Source organism: Pseudomonas oryzihabitans, from assembly GCF_024652905.1.
GTDB classification, from domain to species: Bacteria; Pseudomonadota; Gammaproteobacteria; order Pseudomonadales; family Pseudomonadaceae; genus Chryseomonas; species Chryseomonas benzopyrenica.
In genome coordinates, this window is sequence record NZ_CP102428.1 from 1,513,094 (window position 1) to 1,534,984 (window position 21,891).

At 64.3% G+C, this 21,891-nt stretch carries 18 protein-coding genes; 10 read left to right on the top strand and 8 right to left on the bottom strand.

Annotation, left to right across the window (positions count from 1 at the left end):
* Positions 1-13 precede the first annotated feature (13 nt).
* Positions 14-466 (bottom strand): MarR family winged helix-turn-helix transcriptional regulator, encoded by a 453-nt coding sequence (locus tag NRG74_RS07005; protein ID WP_017639929.1) that lies wholly within the window; start codon positions 464-466, stop codon positions 14-16.
* Positions 467-643: 177 nt separating this feature from the next.
* On the opposite strand from NRG74_RS07005, the gene NRG74_RS07010 reads away from it, so the two are divergent.
* The gene (locus tag NRG74_RS07010; protein WP_026083712.1) at positions 644-1,876 is read left to right on the top strand and encodes an MFS transporter; all 1,233 of its coding nucleotides are present in this window, start codon (positions 644-646) and stop codon (positions 1,874-1,876) included.
* An 89-nt stretch (positions 1,877-1,965) separates the two neighbouring features.
* Entirely contained in the window at positions 1,966-2,622 is a 657-nt protein-coding gene (locus NRG74_RS07015; RefSeq protein ID WP_160922782.1) for an ion channel, read from the top strand.
* On the opposite strand, the gene solA is transcribed toward NRG74_RS07015, so the two are convergent.
* Positions 2,619-3,743 carry an N-methyl-L-tryptophan oxidase gene (gene solA, locus NRG74_RS07020; protein WP_257706567.1) on the bottom strand — a complete coding sequence of 375 codons (1,125 nt, stop codon included), beginning with the start codon at positions 3,741-3,743 and terminating at the stop codon, positions 2,619-2,621. The genes NRG74_RS07015 and solA overlap by 4 nt on opposite strands.
* Before the next feature lie 177 nt (positions 3,744-3,920).
* Positions 3,921-4,919, bottom strand: coding sequence for a fatty acid desaturase (locus NRG74_RS07025; RefSeq protein WP_257706139.1), 999 nt, complete (start codon positions 4,917-4,919; stop codon positions 3,921-3,923).
* Positions 4,920-5,582: 663 nt separating this feature from the next.
* Here NRG74_RS07025 and NRG74_RS07030 point away from each other — a divergent pair.
* Together NRG74_RS07030 and NRG74_RS07035 are read left to right on the top strand one after the other, a co-directional pair.
* Positions 5,583-6,806, top strand: a complete 1,224-nt coding sequence (locus tag NRG74_RS07030; RefSeq protein ID WP_160922344.1) for an acyl-CoA dehydrogenase family protein — start codon at positions 5,583-5,585, stop codon at positions 6,804-6,806.
* 103 nt (positions 6,807-6,909) lie between these two features.
* On the top strand, positions 6,910-7,044 hold the full coding sequence (locus NRG74_RS07035) for a hypothetical protein (RefSeq protein WP_256563047.1): 135 nt from the start codon (positions 6,910-6,912) through the stop codon (positions 7,042-7,044).
* A gap of 30 nt (positions 7,045-7,074) precedes the next feature.
* Here NRG74_RS07035 and tauD read toward each other — a convergent pair whose 3' ends face one another.
* The 5 genes from tauD to NRG74_RS07060 all read right to left on the bottom strand — a co-directional run bounded on the left by tauD (position 7,075) and on the right by NRG74_RS07060 (position 11,170).
* Positions 7,075-7,926 (bottom strand): taurine dioxygenase, encoded by an 852-nt coding sequence (gene tauD, locus NRG74_RS07040; protein WP_064308784.1) that lies wholly within the window; start codon positions 7,924-7,926, stop codon positions 7,075-7,077.
* Between the two features lie 10 nt (positions 7,927-7,936).
* Positions 7,937-8,752, bottom strand: a complete 816-nt coding sequence (gene tauC, locus NRG74_RS07045; RefSeq protein ID WP_026083713.1) for a taurine ABC transporter permease TauC — start codon at positions 8,750-8,752, stop codon at positions 7,937-7,939.
* Positions 8,742-9,530 (bottom strand): taurine ABC transporter ATP-binding protein, encoded by a 789-nt coding sequence (locus tag NRG74_RS07050; protein WP_017639937.1) that lies wholly within the window; start codon positions 9,528-9,530, stop codon positions 8,742-8,744. The genes tauC and NRG74_RS07050 overlap by 11 nt, the downstream gene beginning before the upstream one ends.
* 70 nt (positions 9,531-9,600) lie before the next feature.
* Positions 9,601-10,548 (bottom strand): taurine ABC transporter substrate-binding protein, encoded by a 948-nt coding sequence (tauA, locus tag NRG74_RS07055; RefSeq protein ID WP_257706568.1) that lies wholly within the window; start codon positions 10,546-10,548, stop codon positions 9,601-9,603.
* Between the two features lie 250 nt (positions 10,549-10,798).
* Entirely contained in the window at positions 10,799-11,170 is a 372-nt protein-coding gene (locus NRG74_RS07060) for a response regulator (protein ID WP_017639939.1), read from the bottom strand.
* A gap of 324 nt (positions 11,171-11,494) precedes the next feature.
* Here NRG74_RS07060 and NRG74_RS07065 point away from each other — a divergent pair, with 324 nt between their 5' ends.
* The 6 genes from NRG74_RS07065 to NRG74_RS07090 all read left to right on the top strand — a co-directional run bounded on the left by NRG74_RS07065 (position 11,495) and on the right by NRG74_RS07090 (position 21,863).
* Complete coding sequence (locus NRG74_RS07065) at positions 11,495-12,616, top strand: mechanosensitive ion channel family protein (RefSeq protein ID WP_257706140.1); 1,122 nt, start codon at positions 11,495-11,497, stop codon at positions 12,614-12,616.
* Positions 12,617-12,962: 346 nt separating this feature from the next.
* Positions 12,963-14,546 (top strand): glycogen synthase GlgA, encoded by a 1,584-nt coding sequence (glgA, locus tag NRG74_RS07070; RefSeq protein WP_237509563.1) that lies wholly within the window; start codon positions 12,963-12,965, stop codon positions 14,544-14,546.
* Between the two features lie 159 nt (positions 14,547-14,705).
* Entirely contained in the window at positions 14,706-16,511 is a 1,806-nt protein-coding gene (gene treZ / locus NRG74_RS07075; RefSeq protein ID WP_257706141.1) for a malto-oligosyltrehalose trehalohydrolase, read from the top strand.
* Positions 16,508-18,574 carry a 4-alpha-glucanotransferase gene (malQ, locus tag NRG74_RS07080; RefSeq protein WP_257706142.1) on the top strand — a complete coding sequence of 689 codons (2,067 nt, stop codon included), beginning with the start codon at positions 16,508-16,510 and terminating at the stop codon, positions 18,572-18,574. Before treZ ends, malQ begins: the two co-directional genes overlap by 4 nt.
* The gene (treY, locus tag NRG74_RS07085; protein ID WP_257706143.1) at positions 18,571-21,378 is read left to right on the top strand and encodes a malto-oligosyltrehalose synthase; all 2,808 of its coding nucleotides are present in this window, start codon (positions 18,571-18,573) and stop codon (positions 21,376-21,378) included. The genes malQ and treY overlap by 4 nt, the downstream gene beginning before the upstream one ends.
* Positions 21,375-21,863 carry a DUF2934 domain-containing protein gene (locus NRG74_RS07090; RefSeq protein WP_257706144.1) on the top strand — a complete coding sequence of 163 codons (489 nt, stop codon included), beginning with the start codon at positions 21,375-21,377 and terminating at the stop codon, positions 21,861-21,863. The genes treY and NRG74_RS07090 overlap by 4 nt, the downstream gene beginning before the upstream one ends.
* Positions 21,864-21,891 lie beyond the last annotated feature (28 nt).

Genomic DNA, 21,891 nt, shown 5'->3' on the forward strand with positions numbered 1-21,891 from the left:
GTCCCCGGTTGGTTCAGGAAGTCGGATTGCCTTCCTCGTCCAGTCGATTGCGCAGCATCACCAGCGTCTCGCGCAAGTCGTCCAATCCAGCGTCGCCCAGCGCGCACACTTCCCGAACCCGGCCGTTTACGCCATTGGCCTGCTCCCGCAGCGTGCGACCTGCCGGCGTCAGTTCGATCGACAGATTGCGCTCGTCTTCCGCACTGCGGCGGCGCGTGACCAGTCCGCCCGCTTCGAGACGCTTGACCACCGGGGTCAGGGCGCCGGAATCCTGTCGCAGACGGTTGGACAGCTCCTTGAGGGTGAGGCCGTCGTGCTCCCAGAGCACCAGCATGATCAGATATTGTGGAAAGGTCAGGCCCATGCTCTCCAGCAGGGGCTTGTAGAGCTGCGTCATCGCCAGCGAAGCCGAATACAGGGAGAAGCACAATTGCTGATCGAGGAGCAGTGGATCTTTGGCTGTCATGGGATTTGCCATTACAAAAGCGTGAAAGAGTGGAAGGTGCGATCGATCCCAATCCAGGTCAATAGCCCAGATGATAAGGGGTCGGTTGCCGGAAACATCCGGTAACTGGCACTGGATTCCGATGCCACAGGATGCCACAGTGAGCGGCTGGACATAAATAATAAGGGTAATACCTGCATGGCCGTTTCCCCTGCCACGCCAGCCACCGCTGGCGAAACTCCAACCGCCGTTGCCGCAGGCGCTTCGCCGCTGGTAGCAGGAATCTTGGCCTCCTGTGCCCTTGCCCATCTGATCAACGACCTGATCCAGTCCGTACTGCCATCGATCTATCCGATGCTCAAGGACAGCTATGGTCTGACATTTACCCAGATCGGTCTGATCACCCTGGCCTTCCAGATCACTGCCTCCCTGCTGCAACCCTGGATCGGTTTCCACACCGACCGCCATCCTAAACCCTATCTGCTGCCGGCTGGCATGGTCTGCACCCTGATTGGCGTACTGCTGCTCGCCTTTGTCGGCAGCTTTCCGGCAATCCTGGCTGCGTCGGCGCTGATCGGTGTCGGCTCCTCGACCTTCCATCCCGAAACTTCGCGGGTGGCGCGCCTGGCGTCGGGCGGTCGCTTCGGTCTGGCGCAATCCACCTTCCAGGTCGGCGGCAACGCCGGCACGGCCATCGGCCCGCTGCTGGCCGCAGCCATCGTCATCCCCTACGGCCAGACCCACGTCGCCTGGTTCGCGCTCTTCGCGCTGTTCGCCATCGGCGTGCAATACGGGCTATCGCGCTGGTATCGCAATCACCTGCGCAGCGCCAAGGGTCGCAAAGCGGCCGCGGTCAGCCACGGCCTGTCGCGCGGGCGAGTGACCTTCGCCTTGATCGTGCTGGCCTTGCTGGTGTTCTCCAAGTACATCTACATGGCCAGCATCACCAGCTACTTCACCTTCTACCTGATCGAAAGATTCGGTCTCTCGGTGGCCAGCTCCCAGCTGCACCTCTTTCTCTTCCTGGGTGCAGTCGCGGCGGGCACCTTCTTCGGTGGCCCCATCGGCGATCGCATCGGTCGCAAGGCCGTCATCTGGTTCTCGATCCTGGGTGCGGCGCCCTTCACCCTCGCGCTACCCTACGTCGATCTGTTCTGGACCAGCGTGCTCAGCGTCGTCATCGGCTTCATTCTGGCTTCGGCCTTTTCGGCCATCGTGGTCTACGCCCAGGAACTGGTCCCGGGCAACGTCGGCATGATCGCCGGAATATTCTTTGGCCTGATGTTCGGCTTCAGCGCCATCGCCGCCGCCGGCCTGGGCAATCTGGCAGACCATCGCGGCATCGAATACGTCTACCAGCTGTGCTCCTACATGCCGCTGCTGGGCATCCTCACCATCCTGCTGCCCTCCACCCGCCGCAAGGCGGTCTGAGGCCCGAGCCACGGGAGCGCAAGGCTCCCGTGGCGAAGCGCTGCGCCACCCGCTACGCTGGCCGCCCCCTGAGCTTTCGCCGAGTCGCGATGAAGAGTCCGCTGCACTACCTGGTCCGTTATCCCTCCGCCAACCTGCTGTTCATCCAGTTGCTCGGCCTGCTGCTCTATCCCTTCGTGGAACAGGAAGAGCACGGTCGCGCCATCATCGGTGCCTTTGGCATCATCGTCCTGGCCACCGCCCTGCGCATGGTCCGGCGCAGCCCGACCATTCAGTGGCTGGGCTTCATCCTCGCCGGCTGCATCCTGGTGCTCACGGTACTGGTGGAATGGCATGGGGATCGGCACCTGGTGGTGTCCCTGGCCATCCTCGATGCGATCTTCTATTTCTATGCCGCCGGCAGTCTCATCGCCTACATGATGGAGGATCAGCGGGCCACCACCGACGAACTCTTCGCGGTGGGCGCGACCTTCACCCTGCTGGCTTGGGCCTTCGCTCACGCCTATTCGGCCTGCCAGATCCTGCAGCCCAACAGTTTCACCGCCGCCAACGATCCCCTGGCCGCCCGCACCTGGACGGAGCTGCTCTACGTCAGCTTCGCCATCCTGTCGGGTGTCGGCCTGAGCGACATCTACCCGATCAAGCCGATGGCACGCTCGCTGGTCATGCTCGGTCAGTTCTCCGGGGTCATGTACATCGCCCTGGTAGTGACCCGACTGGTCACCCTGACGGTGCGCAACCGCTAGCCGAATCGAGCCAGACTGAAGCTGTCCAGATCGATGTCGCTGTGCCCGGTGGTCACGCGCTGGGCAAGCGCCTCGCCCAGCGCGGCCGAATGCTTGAAGCCATGTCCCGAACAGGCGCTGACCACGGTCACGCCCGGCAGCGCGGGATGCTCGTCGACGATGAAACCGAAATCGGGCGTGACCGTGTAGGCGCAGACGGCGCTGCGCACCGTGCGCGCCGAAAGACCACCGACCCACTTCTCCACTTGATCACTGAACAGCTGGTGCGATTCTTCCGGGTGTAGATTTCGATCAATGCCTATAGGGGTGGTATTATCCGTATACTGTTCGGTGGCGACCTTTACGGCGTTCTCGCCGGGCAGCGGTGGAAAGCCGTAGAAGAGATCGCTGTCGCCACTGCCGTGGGCCAGGATGAAGGTGGGCGAATCGCTCGGGAACAGCGCGGGGTCGGCTACCTCGAACCAACGCAGGCTCTGGCGGCAAACGCGCAGCAGCCGATCGAAAGGCGCTCCCAGCAGTTCAGCGCTCCACATGCCGGCGGCGACGATGACCCGCTTCGCGCGCCAACCGCCCTGGGCAGAATGCAGTCGCACGCCCTGCCCGTCCGCTTCCAGGCGTTCGATGACCGTATCGGTTTGGATCCGCGCACCCCGCTCCAGAGCCCCGTCCAGCTGCGCCTGGATACAGGCTTCCGGATACAGATAGCCGCCTCCCGGCTCGAAATAGCCGAGGGCATCGTCTGCCACGCGAAATTGCGGGAAACGCTGGCGAATGGCGGCGCCCTCCCAGGCTTCGTGGGGAATACCGTATTGGCGAGCCAGTTCCAGAGTCGCCCGGGTGAAATCCGGGCGACCGTGATGGGAGGTGGCCGTCGCCGTGGCGGTCATGATCAGCACGCCACATTGCTCGAAGAGGCTGACGCCCCGCTCCGCTTCCAGCTCGCGCCAGAGCTGCTGCGAGCGGAGCGCCAGGGGCACGTAGGCTGCGCCCTCGCCCACCGCCTGGCGGGTAATGCGCGTTGCGCCGTGACTGGAACCCAGGTCGTGGGGTGGCGAATGGCGATCGATGCCCGCGACCTTCACGCCACGCTTGGCCAAGTGGTAAAGCGTGGCCGAACCCATGGCGCCCAGCCCCAGCACGATCACGTCAAAGGTCGAGTCTTGCACGCCTATCTCCTGGGCATCCTGGCGGAGTGGGCACTCTAGCAGAGCTGCCAAGGTCGCAAGGGGCACTGCACCACCCTGTTTTCCATTTGGCACGGTACGAGACACGCAGGGATCTTTTACAAAGGGGTGGTATTACCAGGGAAGACTGGAAACGCAAGGGCGATCCTCGGTCCCTACCGGCCGCGCTGAAAGGGTCGCCGTAGGGTGTAACGGTGCATCCACGGCGCGCCAGCCGAAACGCCGACCCAGTTCGCGATAACCGGAGAACACGAAATCACCGCTGCGCACCCGGTAGGCACCGCGCCGGGCGCGGTAGACCCGCGGGATGAGATACCAGGGCAAGCCCGGAAGATCGTGGTGAACCAGGTGCAGGGTATTGTTGAGAAACAGCCAGCGCATGGCCCCGCCGCTTTCGTTGAGCACGCAGCGCTGGGCAGGATCCACGGCCGGGCGATGCTCGTAGAAGGATCTGACCAGTGCCAACGCCAGCGCCGGCCAGGCGACCCCCAGCACATAGACGGCGACGGGCATTCCAGACAGCCCGTGGATCGTCAGAAGCAGTCCTGCGCACAGCGCCAGATGCTCCAGCCAGACGCGCAGTACGCCCTGCTCGCCACGCCGCCAGCGACCCAGTTCGTGATCCAGCATGCCGTGCAGCGACAGGACTGGTCCCACCAGGATTCGCCCGATCAGGGTCTTGTCCAGCCAGAGCAAGGCACGCCCGGTCTGTCCTCGCCGCTCCCATAGCTCCCCATCGACATAGCGGCTCTCGGGATCCAGCGTGGGGTCGGTAAGGGTCTCGCGGCGATGGTGGGCCAGGTGGCTGTCGCGGTAGAGCGGAAAGGGAAACCAGAGGCCGAGCGGCGGATAGGCCAACAGCGCATTCACGCGGGACCAGCGCGTGGGGTGACCATGGATCAGCTCGTGTTGCAGGGACTGGTGCAACACCACGACCAGTATCAGCGGCGGCAGTGTCCAGTAGCCGAGCAATGGCCAGGCCCAGATGAGCGTCAGCCAGCTGGCGTAAACGCCAACCACCAGCCCCCAGGTAGGCCACTCGCTGCGGGCGGCAAAGGTACTCAGAAGTAATTTGACCAGGCGGCGATGCCGCGCATCCAGATAGACAGTCACCACGGGGTCCTGATAGCGGATAACAGTGGTGACCCTAGGGACAAACGGCCGAGAAGCCAAATATCGTTAAAGCATTACCTCATGAAGAAGTTGCTCTCGGGCATTCGGTCTAGACAACTCCAGCGCTATTCCAAACGGGTTCCGACACCAACTTTCCATCACTCACTGCTTTATACCCCTAGCTTTAAAAGCCTAAGCTTAGAAGTAAAAAACCCATTAACTGAGTTCAGGTGTTGCCGGAAAGACAGTTATCTGGCGAGACAACTAAGGGCATATCCTTAGCAGCTTTGAAGATTGGCAGCGCTCTCCGCGAGTCTTCTAGACTCGCTGGACTTTCGTTCTGCCAGAAGTGGCCATGCGCTTCTTTATCGATATTTTCCCTAGCACTAAGACCGCGCGCTTTTTCGCGGCAAAAGGCCCTGCGAGCCAGCGGGCCTTCCAACCGCGCCGGGTCAAGGTGCGGCGGGCAGCCGCTCACGGACAGGCCATATCCCCTGGCTGTCGCCCGGTAACAAGGCTACCGGCGCTGAACGACCTGGTTCATCGCCTGGTCGCGACGATCCTGCTGATCGGTCGCACCAACGCCGCCCACACCGAAATGGCCCGTCTTGGCCTCGCTTGCCCTGAATCCCGCCCGACACGACCACAAGGATCTCCTATCCCATGAGCACCCTCTCCGCAGGCTGGGGCGCCGGCCCTTCCGAACGCCATGCCGAACTCTCAGCGCGCTTCCAGCCGCTGTTCCAGCGCATTCGCGCACGTGCCATCGAGCGCGAGGTGCAGCGGCGGCTGCCGGTCGAAGAACTGGACTGGCTGAAGGCGGCCGGCTTCACCGCGTTGCGGGTACCGATCGAGCACGGTGGCGCCGGTGTCACGCTGCCAGAGTTGTTCGCCCTGCTCATCGAGCTCGGCGAGGCGGATTCCAATCTGGTCCAGGCGCTGCGCGGTCACATGGGCTTTGTCGAAGGGTTGCTCAACAGCGATGACCAGGCACGCCGCACACGCTGGTTCGCCCGTATTGCTGCCGGCGAAACCCTGGGTCCGGCGTCCAGCGAAGTCGGCGATGCCCGGCGGGCCGAATTCAGCACCCGCTTGCGCCGGGAGGGAGACGCCTTGCTGCTCTCCGGCACCAAGTTCTACACCACCGGTTCGCTCTATGCCGACTGGATCGACGTGGGTGCCACCGACGACGCTGGCGACCGCGTAATGGCCACTGTCCGCCGCGAGGCACCCGGCGTCGAGGTGGTGGACGACTGGAACGGTTTCGGCCAGACCCTGACCGCCAGTGGCACGGCGACCTTCACCAATGTGCGGGTGGAACCCACCGATGTGGTCACCGTGGGCGAGCGCTTCCGCTATTCGCCCGGCTTCTTCCAGGTCTTTCATCTCGCCAATCTGGCGGGCCTGGGCCGGGCCATGAGCAGCGAGGTGGCCGCCGCGGTCGCGGCCCGTACCCGCACCTTCACCATCGGCAACGCCGACCGTGTCAGCCAGGATCCGCAGGTGCTGGCCGTGGTGGGCCAGGTACGCAGCGCCGCCTATTGTGCCGGGGTGATCGCGCTGAAGAATGCCGAGGCATTGCAGCGCGTGCATGACCTCCGGCAGGCGGACGACCAGGCCGCCGAGGACAGCGCCGTGGCACTGGCCGAACTGGAGGTCTGCCAATCGCTCAATGTGGTCACGGACCTGATCATCGACGCCTCCGGCCGCCTGTTCGATGCCTTGGGCGCCTCGGCCACGCTGCGACCCTTGGGACTGGATCGCTTCTGGCGCAATGCCCGCACCCTCGCCTCCCACAATCCGCGCATCTACAAGGATCGTATCGTCGGTGACTTCGCGGTCAACGGCACTCCGCCACCGCCGCAATGGAAGATCGGCGTCGCCTAGGCTGCCGAAGCAGCCGGAAACGCCGACGAGAGCGGCCCTGCCCCGCTGTTCGCCGCCCCCGGCGATGCTTTAAGCTCGCCGGCTTTCTCCCAGGAGCGGTGTCATGGAAAGGTCGCGCAGCAATCGTCAGGCCATGTGGAAAGCTATCAAGGATCCGCGCTTCATCCCTGTCGTCGTGGCGGCGGTGTGCATCGTGCTGTTCTTCATCCTGGGGCTGGTCGACGTCCTGGGCAACTGATCCCGCCGCTCCCGGTCGCGGCACGCGCCATCACCGCGCCTCGCCAGGGCCACGCGGACGATCACCCAGAATGGTCGCCCGGTGCATCACGCGGCGCTGGGGACGATAGTCGTCGCAGGCATAGTGTTGGGTGATGCGATTGTCCCAGAAGGCCAGGTCGCCCGCCCGCCATTGCCAGCGCACCTGGAACTCCGGTCGGGCGGCGTGGGCGAACAGCAGCTGCAGCAGCGCATCGCTTTCGGCCTCTTCCAGCTCGTGGATCCGGGTGGTGAAGCCAGCGCTGACGAACAATCCCTTGACCCCGGTTTCCGGATGTACCCGTACCACCGGATGGCGTACCGGCGGATTGGCGGCGCGTGCCGCGTTGAAGCTCTGCAGGCCCTCCGCGGTATGGCCGAAGCGTTCCAGTGGAAAGGACTTGCTCAGGTCGTGCCAGGCGCTCAGGCCGTCGAGCAATTCGCGCAGCGGCGCGGACAAGGCCGCATAGGCTGCCGAACTGCTCGCCCAAAGGGTGTCGCCGCCGTACGCCGGCACCTGGCGTGCGCTCAGCAGCGATCCCAGGGGTGGCGTCTGGATGAAGGTGACGTCGGTATGCCAGAGCGCATTGTCCCGCAGATCGTTCAACTCGGTATCCAGCACCAGGATTTCCTGCTGCTCGGGATGCTTGGGATAGATCGGATGGATGTGCAGATCACCGAAATGGGCGGCTACGTCCCGTTGCTGGCGAGGCGTGAGCAACTGGTCACGGAGGAACAGCACCTGGTGCTCCAGCAATCCCCGATGCAGTGCGACATGGCTGGTGGGATCCAGGGCCTCGCGCAGATCCAGGCCATGGACGCGCGCACCCAAGGCAGAGCCGAGACGTTCGAAGGTGATGGCCATCGTGAGCTCCTCAGCGCCAACCGGCATAGCGTCGCTGCAGGGCGCGTAAGCCGAGCTCGATGGACAGCGCGATGCTGGCGATCAGCAGGATGCCCACCACCACCACATCGGTGGCCATGAATTGCGCCGCCGATTGCACCATGAAGCCCAGGCCGCGATTGGCGGCGATCAGCTCGGCCGCCACCAGGGTCGACCAGCCCACACCCAGGGCGATACGCAGACCGGTGAGAATGTCCGGCAAGGCGCTGGGAAGGATTACGTGACGCACCACCTGCCCTCGCGACGCGCCCAGGCAGCGCACTGCCTGGAGACGCGCTCGATCGACCCGCCGCACCCCGCCCACGGTGGCGATCAGCAACGGTGCGAACAGCGCCAGATAGATCAGCAGCACCTTGGACAACTCGCCGATACCGAACCAGATCACCATCAGCGGCAGATAGGCCAGCGGCGGGATCGGTCGATAGAACTCCACCAGCGGATCCAGTGCGGCATTCAGCGTGGGATTGAGGCCCATGGCGATACCCAGGGGCACCGCGGTCAACACGGCTGCCAGTAGCGCAGCCAGGACTCGCAGGAGGCTGGTGCCCAGGTGTTGCCAGAGGCTGGCATCCAGGTAGCCCTCGGCGAGCAGCCCCTGCAGGGCGACCAGCAGTTGCTCGGGCGACGGCAGGAACAGGGTGTCCACCCAGCCCAGATGGGTCGCGCTCCACCAGAGCGTCGCCACGCCGGCCAAGGTGCCCAGCGCCGCCACGCGACGGCGATCCAGGCGCAATCGACGGCGCTCTCGGGAGTCTTGCAGAGTGGAAACGAGGGTGTCAGAGGACATGATCGGGCGACTCCTGCAGAAAGAGGTCGAGCAACTCCTGGCGCAGCTCGGCGAAACGGGGATCGGCCTTGATCTGGCGAACGGGCTCCCCTGCCAGATAACGGCGGGCGAAAGGCACGTCCAGGCGCCGCAAGATGCGCGCCGGCGGCCCGTCCAGCACCAGCAGTTCGGTGGCCAGAAACAGCGCCTCATCGACGCTGTGGGTGATGAGGAACAGGCCCTTGCCGGTGCGCTTCCATACCTCCAGCAGCAGCACCTGCATCCGTTCCCGGGTCAGGGCGTCAAGGGCGCCGAAGGGTTCGTCCAGCAGCAGGAAATCCGGATCCACCGCCAGGGCGCGGGCGAGCCCCAGGCGCTGGCGCTGGCCCCCGGACAATTCGCCGATGCCATGGCCGGCATGGTGCGCCAGCCCGACCAGGTCGAGCATCTCGCGGGCCTTGTCCTCTCGTTCACGCCGGCTCAGCCCCCGCAGGCGCAAGCCGAGCGCGACATTGTCGAGGGCATTGAGCCAAGGCATCAGGGCATCGTCCTGGAACACCACGCCGCGCTCGCCGCCCGGTCCCGCCAAGGTACGACCATCGAGCTGCACACGCCCCGCGTCCAGCGATTGGAACCCGGCGAGGACGTTGAGCAGGCTGGATTTACCGCAGCCGGACGGCCCCAGTACCACCAGGGAAGCGCCCTTCTCCACCGCGAGGTCGAGCTGCTGCAAGATCGGTTGACGGCGACCACCGCGGACGAATCCGAGACTGGCCTGTTCCAGGGTGAGTCGACTCATGACCGGCTCCTGTCGGCAGGGAAAAAAAGCCCCTCCAAAGAGGGGCGAGTCGTGGCGTGAAGAAGGGTCGTTACTGGGCCGCGCGGACGTATGCGGCGCTGACATAGGGCGAGTAGTCGTCGAGCACCGTGGGAATGCGCTTCTGTTCCTTGAGGAATTCGGCGGTACGAGCGATGGCCTTGGCCGTGCCACCACCGAGCAGCTCAGGGCCCAGCTGGGCCTCGGCATCCGGATAACGGGACCCGGCGAGGAGCTCAGGCACATCAGCGGCGTCCGCGCCGGTCAGGCGAGCGATCTTCTTGGCCTGCTCGGACCCGGCGTTCCAGTCCTTGCCGTGGGCCTGATAGTCGGCGAAGGCCTGCAAGGTGACCTTGGCGTACTGGGCGAGGATTTCGGGATGCTTTTCAGCGAAGTCCTTGCGCGCCACCCAGACCTCGAAGGTCGGTGCCCCCCAGCTGCCTACCTGGGCCGCATCGGCGAGGACCTTGCCGTTCTTCTTGATCTCGCCCAACGCCGGTGACCAGACAAAGGCGCCATCGATGTCGCCCCGGCGCCAGGCCGCGGCGATCTCGGTGGGATTGAGATTGACGATCTTGACCTTGGTCGGGTCCACGCCCCAGTGCTTGAGCGCGCCGAGCAGGCTGTAGTGCGAGGTGGAGACGAAGGGGGTGGCGATGGTCTTGCCAACCAGTTGCTCGGGTTGGTCGATACCGTTGCCATTGCGCACCACCAGGGCTTCGGCGGAATCGATCTGTGCGGCCACGAGGAAGGTCACCAGCGGCAGCTTGCGCGAGGTGGCCGCTGCCAGGGGGCTGGAACCTAGATTGCCGATCTGCACATCCCCCGAAGCCAGCGCGGCGACGACCTCGGGACCACTGTTGAAACGGCGCCAGTCGATCTTGTGACCGACCGCCTTGTCGTAGAGGCCATCGGCCTGGGCGACCTTGGATGGATCGACACCGGTCTGATAGCCCACCACCAGATCGACCGCGGACGCCTGCCCCGCGAGCGCTGCCATGCCTACAGTCAGAACCAGGGATTTGATCAGCAAATTCACAAAGGCCTCCTTGTCGGCAGACGCGCCAAAGCGCGTCCTCGGCATCAACGCGATGCCTGTTGGAGGCCAAGCTAAACGATCTAAAGATCGCTTGATAAATAACTATATGGAATCAGCTTAGGCAGAGAGCCGGAAGGTCATCTACCGGCTGGCAAGGTAACCGTCCCGAACAGCGAGCCGCGGCCTGGAACCAGGCCGCAAGAGACAGGGATCAGCCTTTGCGCTGATTGAGAAAGCGGAAACAGCCAGCCAGCAGATCGTCGAAGCGCCAGGGCTTGGGCAGATAGTAGATATCGGGAGCGCGTTCGGGCTGGAGTTCTTCAAAATAACCCGAAGAGACGATGATGGGCAGACCCGGCAGCTGCTGCTTGACGCGGCGCGCCAGCTCCAGACCATCGATGGCACCTGGCATGCGGACATCGGTGATCAGCAGATCCGGCGTCGGACGTGCACTAGACAGGTACTCCCAGGCTTGATCCGCGGTACCGAAGGTGCGCACCTGAAAGCCTTCACCTTCGAGCACCTCTTCCATCAGCCCGAGCAACATGTTCTCGTCTTCGACGACCACTACCACTGGTTTCATAAATCCGCTCGATCTCCGCAGGTCCGCCATCTGACTGGACGTATCTCGTTGGGGCGCGAATTCTACTCCTATCCGGCGTCAGCTGCGCAGTCTCCCCTGAGCTTAGACGTGTGATGCGACATCCTGCCTCACTGATTACAAAAAAATTGTCCGGTTACCAAAGCTTTCAACTTTAGGGGTGGTATTACCAGAAAGCCTGGTTTCTCCAGGGAACCGTACCGGAGCTCCTCAGTCGGAAAACAGGTATCTCGAAAGGCTCCCTCGCGATTCCGGCGTGTCAGCTTTTCAGGATCACGGGGAGCCGTCTGCCGGAGGAAAATGCGCATGACGGCCATCGATTGGACGGGTTGGCTCAACGCCCCCTGGATCACCACGCTGATTGCGGCGGCGGTCGCCCTGCTGATCAGTACCATCGCCCTGACGCTGGCATTCGCCGCCATCCGCCGCCTGGCCAGTCCCTTTCTGCTCGCCCGCAACCTGGTCAAGTACGCAGAAAAACCCGCACGCCTCGCCGTACCCCTGGTGGTGCTCCAAGGTGTCTGGAATTCCGCACCCGATGCCCTGCCACTGTTGCGCGCCGTACAGCACGTCACCGGTCTACTGAGCATCGCTGCCTTTACCTGGCTGGGCCTCCGGGCGGTCAAGGCCGTCGGGGCCACAATCGCCCTGCGCAATCCGGTGGATGTGGTGGACAACCTGCGGGCCCGCCGGATTCAGACGCAGAACCGGGTGCTGGTACGCAGCCTCAGTTTTATCGTCCTGCTGGTGGGTATCGCCTTGATGCTGATGACCTTTCCGGCCGTGCGCCAAGTAGGTGCGAGCCTGCTCGCCTCCGCCGGTGTCGCCGGCCTGGTGGCGGGCATCGCCGCGCGCCCGGTCCTGGGCAATCTCATCGCCGGCCTGCAGATCGCCGTGACCCAACCGATCCGGCTGGATGACGTGGTCATCGTCGAGGGTGAATGGGGGCGCGTGGAAGAGATCACCGGTACCTATGTGGTGGTACGCATCTGGGACGACCGCCGCCTGGTAGTGCCCCTGCAATATTTCATCGAAACCCCCTTCCAGAACTGGACACGCTCGTCGTCCAGTCTCATTGGCTCGGTCTTCATATGGGTTGACTATTCCCTGCCGTTGGCGCCGATCCGCACCGAATTGGAACGCGCCTGTGCCGAGGTGCCCCATTTATGGGACGAGCGTGTCTGCGTGCTGCAGGTGACCGATGCGTCCCATGATTCCATCCAGATCCGGGTGCTGGTGAGCTCGGGCGATTCCTCGAAGAACTGGGACCTGCGCTGCTTTGTGCGGGAACGGCTGATCACCTACATCAATCGCGAATTCCCCCTCTGTCTGCCCAAGCTACGGACTGAACTGGGACGCCGCGATGCCCTTCCCACGCCGCGATCCGACGAAAGGCAGGAGCCAGTCGTACGCCAGCCAGAAGTCTGATTTGTCGGCCAATTGCGGCGATCAGGCGCCCATAAAGCGGTTCACCTGGCCCTTATTTCTTAGCGCACCAAGAATGAGCGTCACCTTTTGGGCATGTATTTGGCAACGCGAAGCAAGACCGCAACATTCGCGCGGGAAACTTGTGACGTCGTCCGTGAGTCAGTGCGAGAGCAATCTGGAAATCCGCGAAGCAGTTCTCGCCCAAATCCAGACATCTCAGAAGAGGTGACCGGCAAAAAGGCTGTAGCAGCTCGGCTGTAGGCGTTTTTGAACCAGGAGCATCGAGCTTCAGGAAGAAGCAATCAGGTAAACCTCAGTCTCGAACTTGCTGCATTGGGAGCGCACCATGGCAAATGCCGTCGTGGGGAAATTTGGGGCTCTGGAGCCCGTAGAAACTGCCACTCGCACCACCACATCCAGCTCTCCTCGCAAGCGTGTCGAAGAGCCTCAGCTGACGCTGAGCTCCGTTGTCGAAAGCCGCAAGCGCATTCTTTTCGTGACCCCGGAGATTTCCGACTTCGTCAAGGCTGGTGGCCTGGGCGAGGTTTCGGGCGCCCTGCCGCGCGCCCTCGCGGCCTCCCATGACGTCCGGGTGCTGATTCCCGGTTACCGTCAGGTGATGGCTGCGATCAAGGACCGTGTGCAGATGGTCGGCCGCATCGCTGCCCGTGCCGCCATGCCCGCCTGTGACATTGGTCGCGTCAATCTGGACGACGGGCTGGTCGTCTATGTATTGATCTGTCCCGAGCTGTACGAACGCTCGGGCAACCCTTACGGCGACCTGAACGGCGCCGACTGGGCTGACAACCACATCCGTTTCGGTCGTCTGGCCAGCGCTGCCGCTGACTTCGCTCTAGGCGATGCCTCGATTCGCTGGGTTCCGGATCTGCTGCACCTCAACGACTGGCAGACCGGCCTCGCCGCCGGCTACCTGCGCTGGAAGGGTGCCAGCACTCCCTGTCTGACCACCATCCATAACCTGGCCTATCAGGGCCTGTTCCCGGCCTCGGTCATGGCCGACCTGGACATTCCGGCCCACGCCTTCCAGATGGAAGGCCTCGAATTCTGGGGCAAGGTCTCCTTTCTCAAGGCCGGTCTGGTCTATGCCGACCATATCACCACGGTCAGCCACACCTACGCCCAGGAAATCACCACGCCGGAATTCGGCTGTGGCCTGGAAGGCCTGCTGCAGGTCAAGGCGCGGGACGGCAAGCTGACCGGCCTGCTCAACGGCATCGACGATGGCTGGAGCGCTTGCAGCGATCCGCACCTTTGCCAGCAGTTCCACGAATCCGACTGGGACGGCAAGGCGGTCAACGCCGCCCGCATCCGAGAGGAATTCGGCCTCGAGCCGTCCAATGGCCCACTGTTCGCCGTGGTCTCGCGGCTGGTCCAGCAGAAAGGCATCGATCTGACCATCCAGGCCGCCGATCACATCGTCGCCCGCGGTGGCCAGTTGATGATCATCGGTTGCGGCGAGCCCCATATCGAGCGCCAGGTGCGTGCCCTGGCCCTGCGCTATCCGGGTCGCGTCAGTGCCCACATCGGCTTCTGCGAAACCGAAGCCCGGCGGATGTACGCCGGCAGCGACTTCCTGTTGATGCCTTCGCGTTTCGAGCCTTGCGGCCTGAGCCAGATGTACGCCCAGCGCTTCGCTTCCCTACCGATCGCCACCCGCACTGGAGGCCTGGCCGACAGCATCGAGGACGGTACCACCGGCTTCCTGTTCGCCCCGCTGTCGCTGGAAAACTACCTTGGCGCCATCGACCGCGCCCTGGGTGTGTTCGAACGTCAGGGCCTGCTGCTGGCCATGCGTCACCGGGCAATGCAGGGACCATTTTTCTGGTCCGAATGCGCCAAGCCCTATGCCTCGCTGTACCTCGATCTGCTCCAGACCACCGCTCACCAGGAGCGTCACGTCGGCGCCTGAGGCTCGATGTGGCTACCAAGCGCTTTTCCTTCGGCAAAAGGCCGACGAAAAGCGCTTCCCCCGCCCAACTTTGAGCAGCTCTCACCGGTCATAACAGCAACTGCGGCCAACTGGGCCGCAGTGTCTTTTCTGCCGTCCGGTTTCGGGAGTTCTCTATCCATGACTGATATTTCGCGCGATGCAGCCGCGGTGACCGGGGGCTATGCCTGGCAGACCCGTGCCGGTGCCACCCTGGTGAGCAAGGACCGCACCCTCTTTCACTTCTGGGCGCCCAGCGCCGACGCCGTGTCGGTGGTCCTGGAAGGTGGCATGACCCTTCCCATGGAAGCCGAGCAAGACGGCTGGTTCGCGGTAGAAGCCCAATGCGGCGCCGGTACCCGCTATCGCTACCAGATCGAGGACCTGCTGGTCCCGGATCCGGCCTCCCGGGCCCAGGCTGGCGACGTGCACGAGCCGAGCATCGTCATCGACCCGACCACCTACCACTGGCGCAGCGTCGAGTGGCAAGGCCGTCCTTGGCACGAAAGCGTCATCTATGAATTGCACGTCGGCACCCTGGGTGGGTTCTTCGGCGTCGAGAAGCTGGTGCCACGTCTGGCCGCGCTGGGCGTCACCGCCATCGAGCTGATGCCGCTGTCGGAATTCCCCGGTGGCCGCAACTGGGGCTATGACGGCGTGCTGCCCTATGCGGTGGAGGCCTCCTACGGCACCCCGGACGATCTCAAGTCGCTGATCGATACCGCCCACACCCATGGCGTCATGGTCTACCTGGACGTGGTCTACAACCACTTCGGCCCTGACGGCAATTACCTGCACGCCTACGCCGAGCGCTTCTTCCGCGAAGACATCCATACCCCCTGGGGCGCCGCCATCGATTTCCGCCAGGACGCCGTGCGCCGCTACTTCATCGACAACGCCCTGCTGTGGCTGATGGAGTATCGCTTCGACGGCCTGCGCTTCGACGCGGTCCATGCCATCAACGACAAGGGTTTCCTCGAAGAGATGGCCGAGGAGATCCGCAGCACCGTCGAACCGGGTCGCCACATCCACCTGATGCTGGAAAACGAAGACAACACCGCGACCCTGCTCGGCGGCAAGCACTACAACGCGCAGTGGGCGGACGACTGGCACAACGTCATCCACCCCATGCTCACCGACGAGAACGAAGGCTACTACCAGGACTTCACCGAAGACGCCACGGCCAAGCTGGTGCGCTGCCTGGGTGAGGGTTTCATCTACCAGGGCGAGCAGACCCGCCATGGCAAGGCCCGCGGTGAACCCAGCAAGGACCTGCCGGCTTCGGCCTTCGTCATCTTCCTGCAGAACCATGACCAGGTCGGCAACCGTGCCTTCGGTGAACGCCTGACCCGATTGGCGCCGGAGCCCGCGCTGAAGGCCGCTACCGCCCTGCTGCTGCTCAGCCCGATGATTCCGCTGCTGTTCATCGGCGAGGAATGGGGCAGCCGCCAACCCTTCCTGTTCTTCACCAGCCACAACGACGAGCTGGCCGAACTGGTCCGCGACGGTCGCCGCAACGAATTCAAGGACTTCGATTTCTTCACCAGCGAAGAGCATCGCCAGCAGATCCCCGATCCGAACGCGCCCAAGACCTTCGAAGACTCCAAGCCGAACTTCGGCGAGGCCGATCAGCCCGATCATGCGGCCTGGGTCGGCCTGTATCGCGAACTGTTGGAGATCCGGCACCGGGAACTCTTCCCGCGTCTGGAAGGCGCCCGTGCCGAGGGCGCCGAAGCTCTGGCCGAGCGCGCCGTGCGGGCACGTTGGAGCCTGGCCGATGGCAGCCGCCTGATCATCGAACTCAACCTGAGCGAGAACGCCGTGCAGGTGGACGAGGCACCCCAGGGTGAATTGCTGCACAGCAGCGACGCGGCGGCGGCGCCAGCCCGGCAGGACGGTCAGCTGGCTGCCCACTGCGCACTGGTCTGGCTGGAGAAACAGGCATGAGTGGCGATCGTCTGGAACAATTGGCCAAGGCCGCCGGTATCGCCATCGAATGGACCGCCTACGACGGTAAGCGCCAACGGGTGAGTCCCGAGGCGCTGCGCAATCTGCTCAAGGCCATCGAGCTGCCCGCGGACAGTGATGCTGACATCGACGCCAGCCTGCGCAAGCTGGCCGAGGTCGGCGACAAGGATCATCTGCCACCCCTCCTCACGGCCGTGGTCGGTAAACCCGTCGGGACACCTGACCAGTTCAAGCGTGGCGTCCGCTATGAGGTGCAGTTGGAAGACGGCGAGCGCCTGGAAGGTCAGGTAGATGACCAGGGCCAGCTCGCGCCCATCAGCACCGCCGGTTATCACCAGGCGGAAATCGGTGGTGAAGCCTTGATCCTGGCCGTCGCGCCAGAGCGCTGCTTTACCATCGCCGACGCCACAGGCGACGAGCAGGCCAGGCTCTGGGGCCTGGCCGTGCAGCTCTATAGCCTCAGACGCGACGGTGGCAGCGGTGCGGGCGATTTGCAGGGTCTGGTGCAGCTCGCTAAGGCAGCTGCCGGCAAGGGCGCCGATGCCCTGGCCATCAGCCCGCTGCACGCCATGTTCAGCGCCGATGGCAGTCGCTACAGCCCCTATTCGCCGTCGAGTCGGGTGTTCTTCAATGTGCTCTATGCCGCGCCAGAGCTGGTGCTGGGCGCCGAGCCCGTGCGTCAGGCCATGCAGCGCGCCGGCCTGCAGGCGGAAGCCGAGCGCCTCGAACAGCTTGAGCTGATCGACTGGCCGGCCCTGGCCAAGCTGCGGCTGCGCCTGCTGCGCACCCTGCATCTGGAGTTTCGCACCGCCGCCGGCACACTGCGCGAGCGCTTCGAGGCCTTCCGCCGCGACGGTGGCGAAGCCCTGGAGAATCACTGCCGCTTCGAAGCCCTGCATGCCTCCTTCACCCAGGGCGATGCCTCGCCGAGCTGGCAGCATTGGCCGCAGCAGTATCGCGACCCCAAGAATCCTGCCGTGGCTGAGTTCGCCGAACGCCACGCCCAGGACGTGGAGTTCTATGCCTTCACCCAGTGGCTGGCCAGCGAAGGGCTGTCCGCCGCCCAGAAGCAGTGCCGCGAATCGGGTATGAAGATCGGTCTGATCGCCGACATCGCCGTGGGCGCGGATGGGGGTGGCAGCCAGGCCTGGAGCCGCCAGGAAGAGCTGCTGGCTTCGGTCACCGTGGGTTGTCCGCCGGACCTGCTCAACCAGAAGGGCCAGGGCTGGGGCATATCCGCCTTCTCGCCCACCGGCATGATCCAGCATGGCTTCCGCGCCTTCATCGAGATGCTCAAGGCGAACTTCGCGCACGCCGGCGGTGTGCGCATCGACCATGTGATGGGTCTGCAACGGCTCTGGCTGGTGCCCGAGGGTGCCTCCCCGGCCGACGGCGCCTATCTCTCCTACCCCATCGACGACCTGCTGCGCCTGGTCGCCCTGGAGTCCTGGCGGCATCGCTGCGTGGTCATGGGCGAAGACCTGGGTACGGTGCCCGAGGGCTTCCGTGAACGCCTGGCCGAACGCGCCATCATGGGCATGCAGGTGCTGCTGTTCGAGCGAGATGGCAAGGCCTTCAAGCCCGCTGAGCAATGGTCGGACACAGCCATGGGCATGCCCACCACCCATGACCTGCCGACCCTTACTGGTTGGTGGCAGGGCCGCGATGCCGACTGGCAGGAGGAGCTGGGGCTGCTGCCCGATGGCACAACGCGCCAGGACCGGCTCGACGAACGGGCCGAGGATCGTCAATACCTGGCCAAGGTGCTGGAACTGGACGACATTCGGGAAAGCAACGTCGAACAGGCGGTCGATGCCGCCATCGCCTTCATCGGCCGCACCCCGGCACCGCTGATCATCCTGCCGGTGGAAGACGCCCTGGGCCAGCTGGAGCAGGCCAACCTGCCCGGCACCACCAACGAACATCCCAATTGGCTGCGCCGCTGGGACGCTCCCGCGGAGCGCCTGTTGGACGCCGCCACACCTGAACGACGCCTAAGCGTGCTGAGCACTGCCCGTAACAATCCGGAGAACACTCGATGAGTCGCTTGCGCGCTACCGTACGCCTGCAGTTCCACAAGGATTTCACCTTCGACGATGCCCTGCCCCTGGTCGATTATTACGCCAAACTGGGCATCAGCCATATCTATGCGTCGCCCATCACCACCGCCCGCGCCGGGTCCGTGCACGGTTACGACGTGGTCGACCCCACCCGGGTCAACCCGGAGCTGGGCGGCGAAGAGGCGTTGCGTCGCCTGGTGGCCCGCCTGCGCGAACATGGCATGGGCCTGATCGCCGACTTCGTGCCCAACCACACCAACGTGGGCGGCTCGGAGAACGCCTGGTGGCTGGACATCCTCGAATGGGGCCGCCAGAGCCGCTATGCCGGCTTCTACGACATCAACTGGTACGGGCCGGACCCGGATCTACAGGGCCAGGTGCTGCTGCCCTTCCTGGGTGACGCCTACGGCAACGTGCTGCAGGCCGGTGAGCTCAAGCTGGTGTTCGACGCCGAGCAAGGCGCCTTCCGCGTGGAATACTACGCCCACCACTTCCCCATCAATCCAGGGACCTACGGCCAGATCCTGCGCGAGAGCGACCTGCCCCAGCTGAGCCTGTTCGCCGATGCCTTCTCGGCGCGTGCCAGGGACCTGGAAGAAGCGCGCGGCGCCCAGCGCCAGCTGGCGGACGCCGCCAAGGACCCGGCCGTGGCGGCCGCCATCGACAAGGCGGTCGCCGCCTTCGACGGTAGCCAGCCGGCCAATCAGGAACGCTTGCACGCCCTGCTGGAGAGCCAGCACTATCGCCTGGCCAGCTGGCGCACTGCCTCGGACGACATCAACTGGCGGCGCTTTTTCGATATCACTGAACTGGGCGGCCTGCGCATGGAACGCCACGAGGTGTTCGAGGAAACCCATTCGCTGATCTTCCGCCTGATTAGTGAAGGCCTGCTCGATGGCCTGCGCCTGGATCACATCGACGGCCTGGCCAATCCGCGCGCCTATTGCCGCAAGTTGCGCCGCCGGGTGGACGACCTCTGTGCCAACCGTGCCGGCGGTGCGCCGGAAGATGGCTTCCCCATCTACATCGAGAAGATCCTGGCCGAAGGCGAGCAGCTGCGCGAAGGCTGGGGCATCGACGGCACCACTGGCTACGAGTTCATGAACGAGGTCTCAGCGGTGCAGCATGCGGCCAGCGGTGAAGCGCCGCTGCGCCGGTTCTGGGCCGAGCAGACCGGTCGTACCGAGGACTTCCTCGAAGAGGTACGGGAAGCACGGCGCCTGGTGCTCACCGGCGCACTGTCCAGCGAATTCGAATCGGCCGTGCACACCCTGCACCTGCTGGCCCAACAGGACTGGCGTACCCGCGACACCAGCCAGGGCGCCATCCGCCGGGTGTTGCTGGAGCTGATCGTGCAGTTCAAGGTCTATCGCACCTATGCCGGCGCGGCGGGTTTCGTCGGCGCCGATGCCCAGTGGTTCGATACCGCGCTGGAGGCCGCCCGCCCCCATGTCAGCGAAGCGGAGCAGCCGCTGCTGGAGCAACTACGCGCCTGGCTAGGTGGCGATGCGCCGCGCCACAAGCCAGTGGGCAGCGTGGCCCGTCGCGAACAGCGCCGTGCCATCACCAAATTCCAGCAACTCACCTCGCCCATCGCCGCTAAGGCCGTGGAAGACACCGCCTGCTATCGCTCCGCTCCACTGCTATCGCGCAACGACGTGGGCTTCGATCCGCAGCATTTCGCCCAGCCGGTCAGCGCCTTCCACCAGGCCAGCGGCTGGCGTGCAGAGCATTTTCCGCGCAACATGCTGACCACCGCGACCCACGACCATAAGCGTGGCGAAGACACCCGCGCCCGCCTGGCGGTGGTCTCGGAACGCCCGGAAGCCTATATCGCCCAGGTCAGTGGCTGGATGGAACAGGCTGCTACTCTGCGCGGCCAGTGGAACGATGCACCCGCACCGACCCCAGGTGATGAGCTGATGCTCTACCAGACCCTGCTCGCCAGCTGGCCGCTACAGCTGCAGGCCGACGACCCGCAGGGCCTGCAGGCCTATCTGGAGCGCCTGCTGCAGTGGCAGGAAAAGGCCCTGCGCGAAGAGAAGCTGGAGTCCGACTGGTGGGCGCCGAATGGGGACTACGAAGCGGCCTGCAAGGCCTTCCTGGAAGGCCTCCTCACCGACGACAAGTATCTTGCCCTGCGCCGCGAGATCGTCGCAGCCGTCCGTGAACTGGCTCCAGCCGGTGCCCTGAATGGCCTGGTGCAGATGTTGCTGCGCAATACCGCGCCCGGCGTGCCCGACCTCTACCAAGGTGGTGAATTCTGGGATTTCAGCCTGGTGGAGCCCGACAATCGCCGCGCCGTGGACTACGCCCCGCGGCAGCAGGCCCTGGCCAAGCACACCACTGCCGACGCGGCTCTGGATACCTGGCAGAACGGCGAGATCAAACAACAGGTGCTGGCCAGCGTGCTGCAACTGCGCAAGCTGCAGCCACAGCTGTTCACCGAAGGTAGCTACCTCCCGCTGTCCGTTGCGGGCGCCCACGCCGATCAGGTACTGGCCTTCGCCCGTACCTGGGAGCAGCAGGCGGTGATCGTCATCGTGCCGGTGCATGCCTCCGACCTGCTGGAGAACAGCGAAACATTGCGCTTTTCTGCAGCGGCCTGGGGTGATACCCGGATAAAACTCCCGGAAACCTTGTCCATGTACCGTTTTGGGGAAACTTTCGCCCCTTCGTCTGTCCATGACCAGAAGAAAGAGCTTTCTGTCGGCGAGGTTCTGGCACGTTTTCCGCTTGGATTGCTCAGCACACAAGACATCACTCAAGGAGCCGTACCGCAATGACCCAAAAAGACGAACGCATCCAGCAGCTCGCCTATCAGATCTGGGAGTCCGAAGGACGGCCGGCCCACGAACACGATCGCCATTGGGAAATGGCGACCCGCCTGTACGAAGCCGAACAGGAAGGCGTGGCCAAGAAGACCGCGACCAAGAAGCCTCGTGCAATCAAGACCACTGCGGGCGCGGACACGCCCGTGGCGAGCAAGGCCCGCACCGCTGGCAAGACCAAGAGTGGCAGCGAAAAGGCGGCCACCGAGGCGGAAGCTACCGGTGAGTCCGTGACCGAGAAGGTCGAGTCGGCTGCCAAGAAGGTCGCCTCCAAGGTCAAGCAGGCGGTCAAGCCCAGTGCAAGCAAGACCACCGCCAGCAAGGCTAAAGCCGATGCCAATGTCGAGGCGACTGGCGTAGGTGTGGCACCTGCCACGCCGAAGAAGCCGCGTGCCTCCCGGGCCAAGGCGACGACGGCCAAGCCCGCCGCCAGCGAGTGATGTGATGTTCCGGCCTGGCCACTCGGCC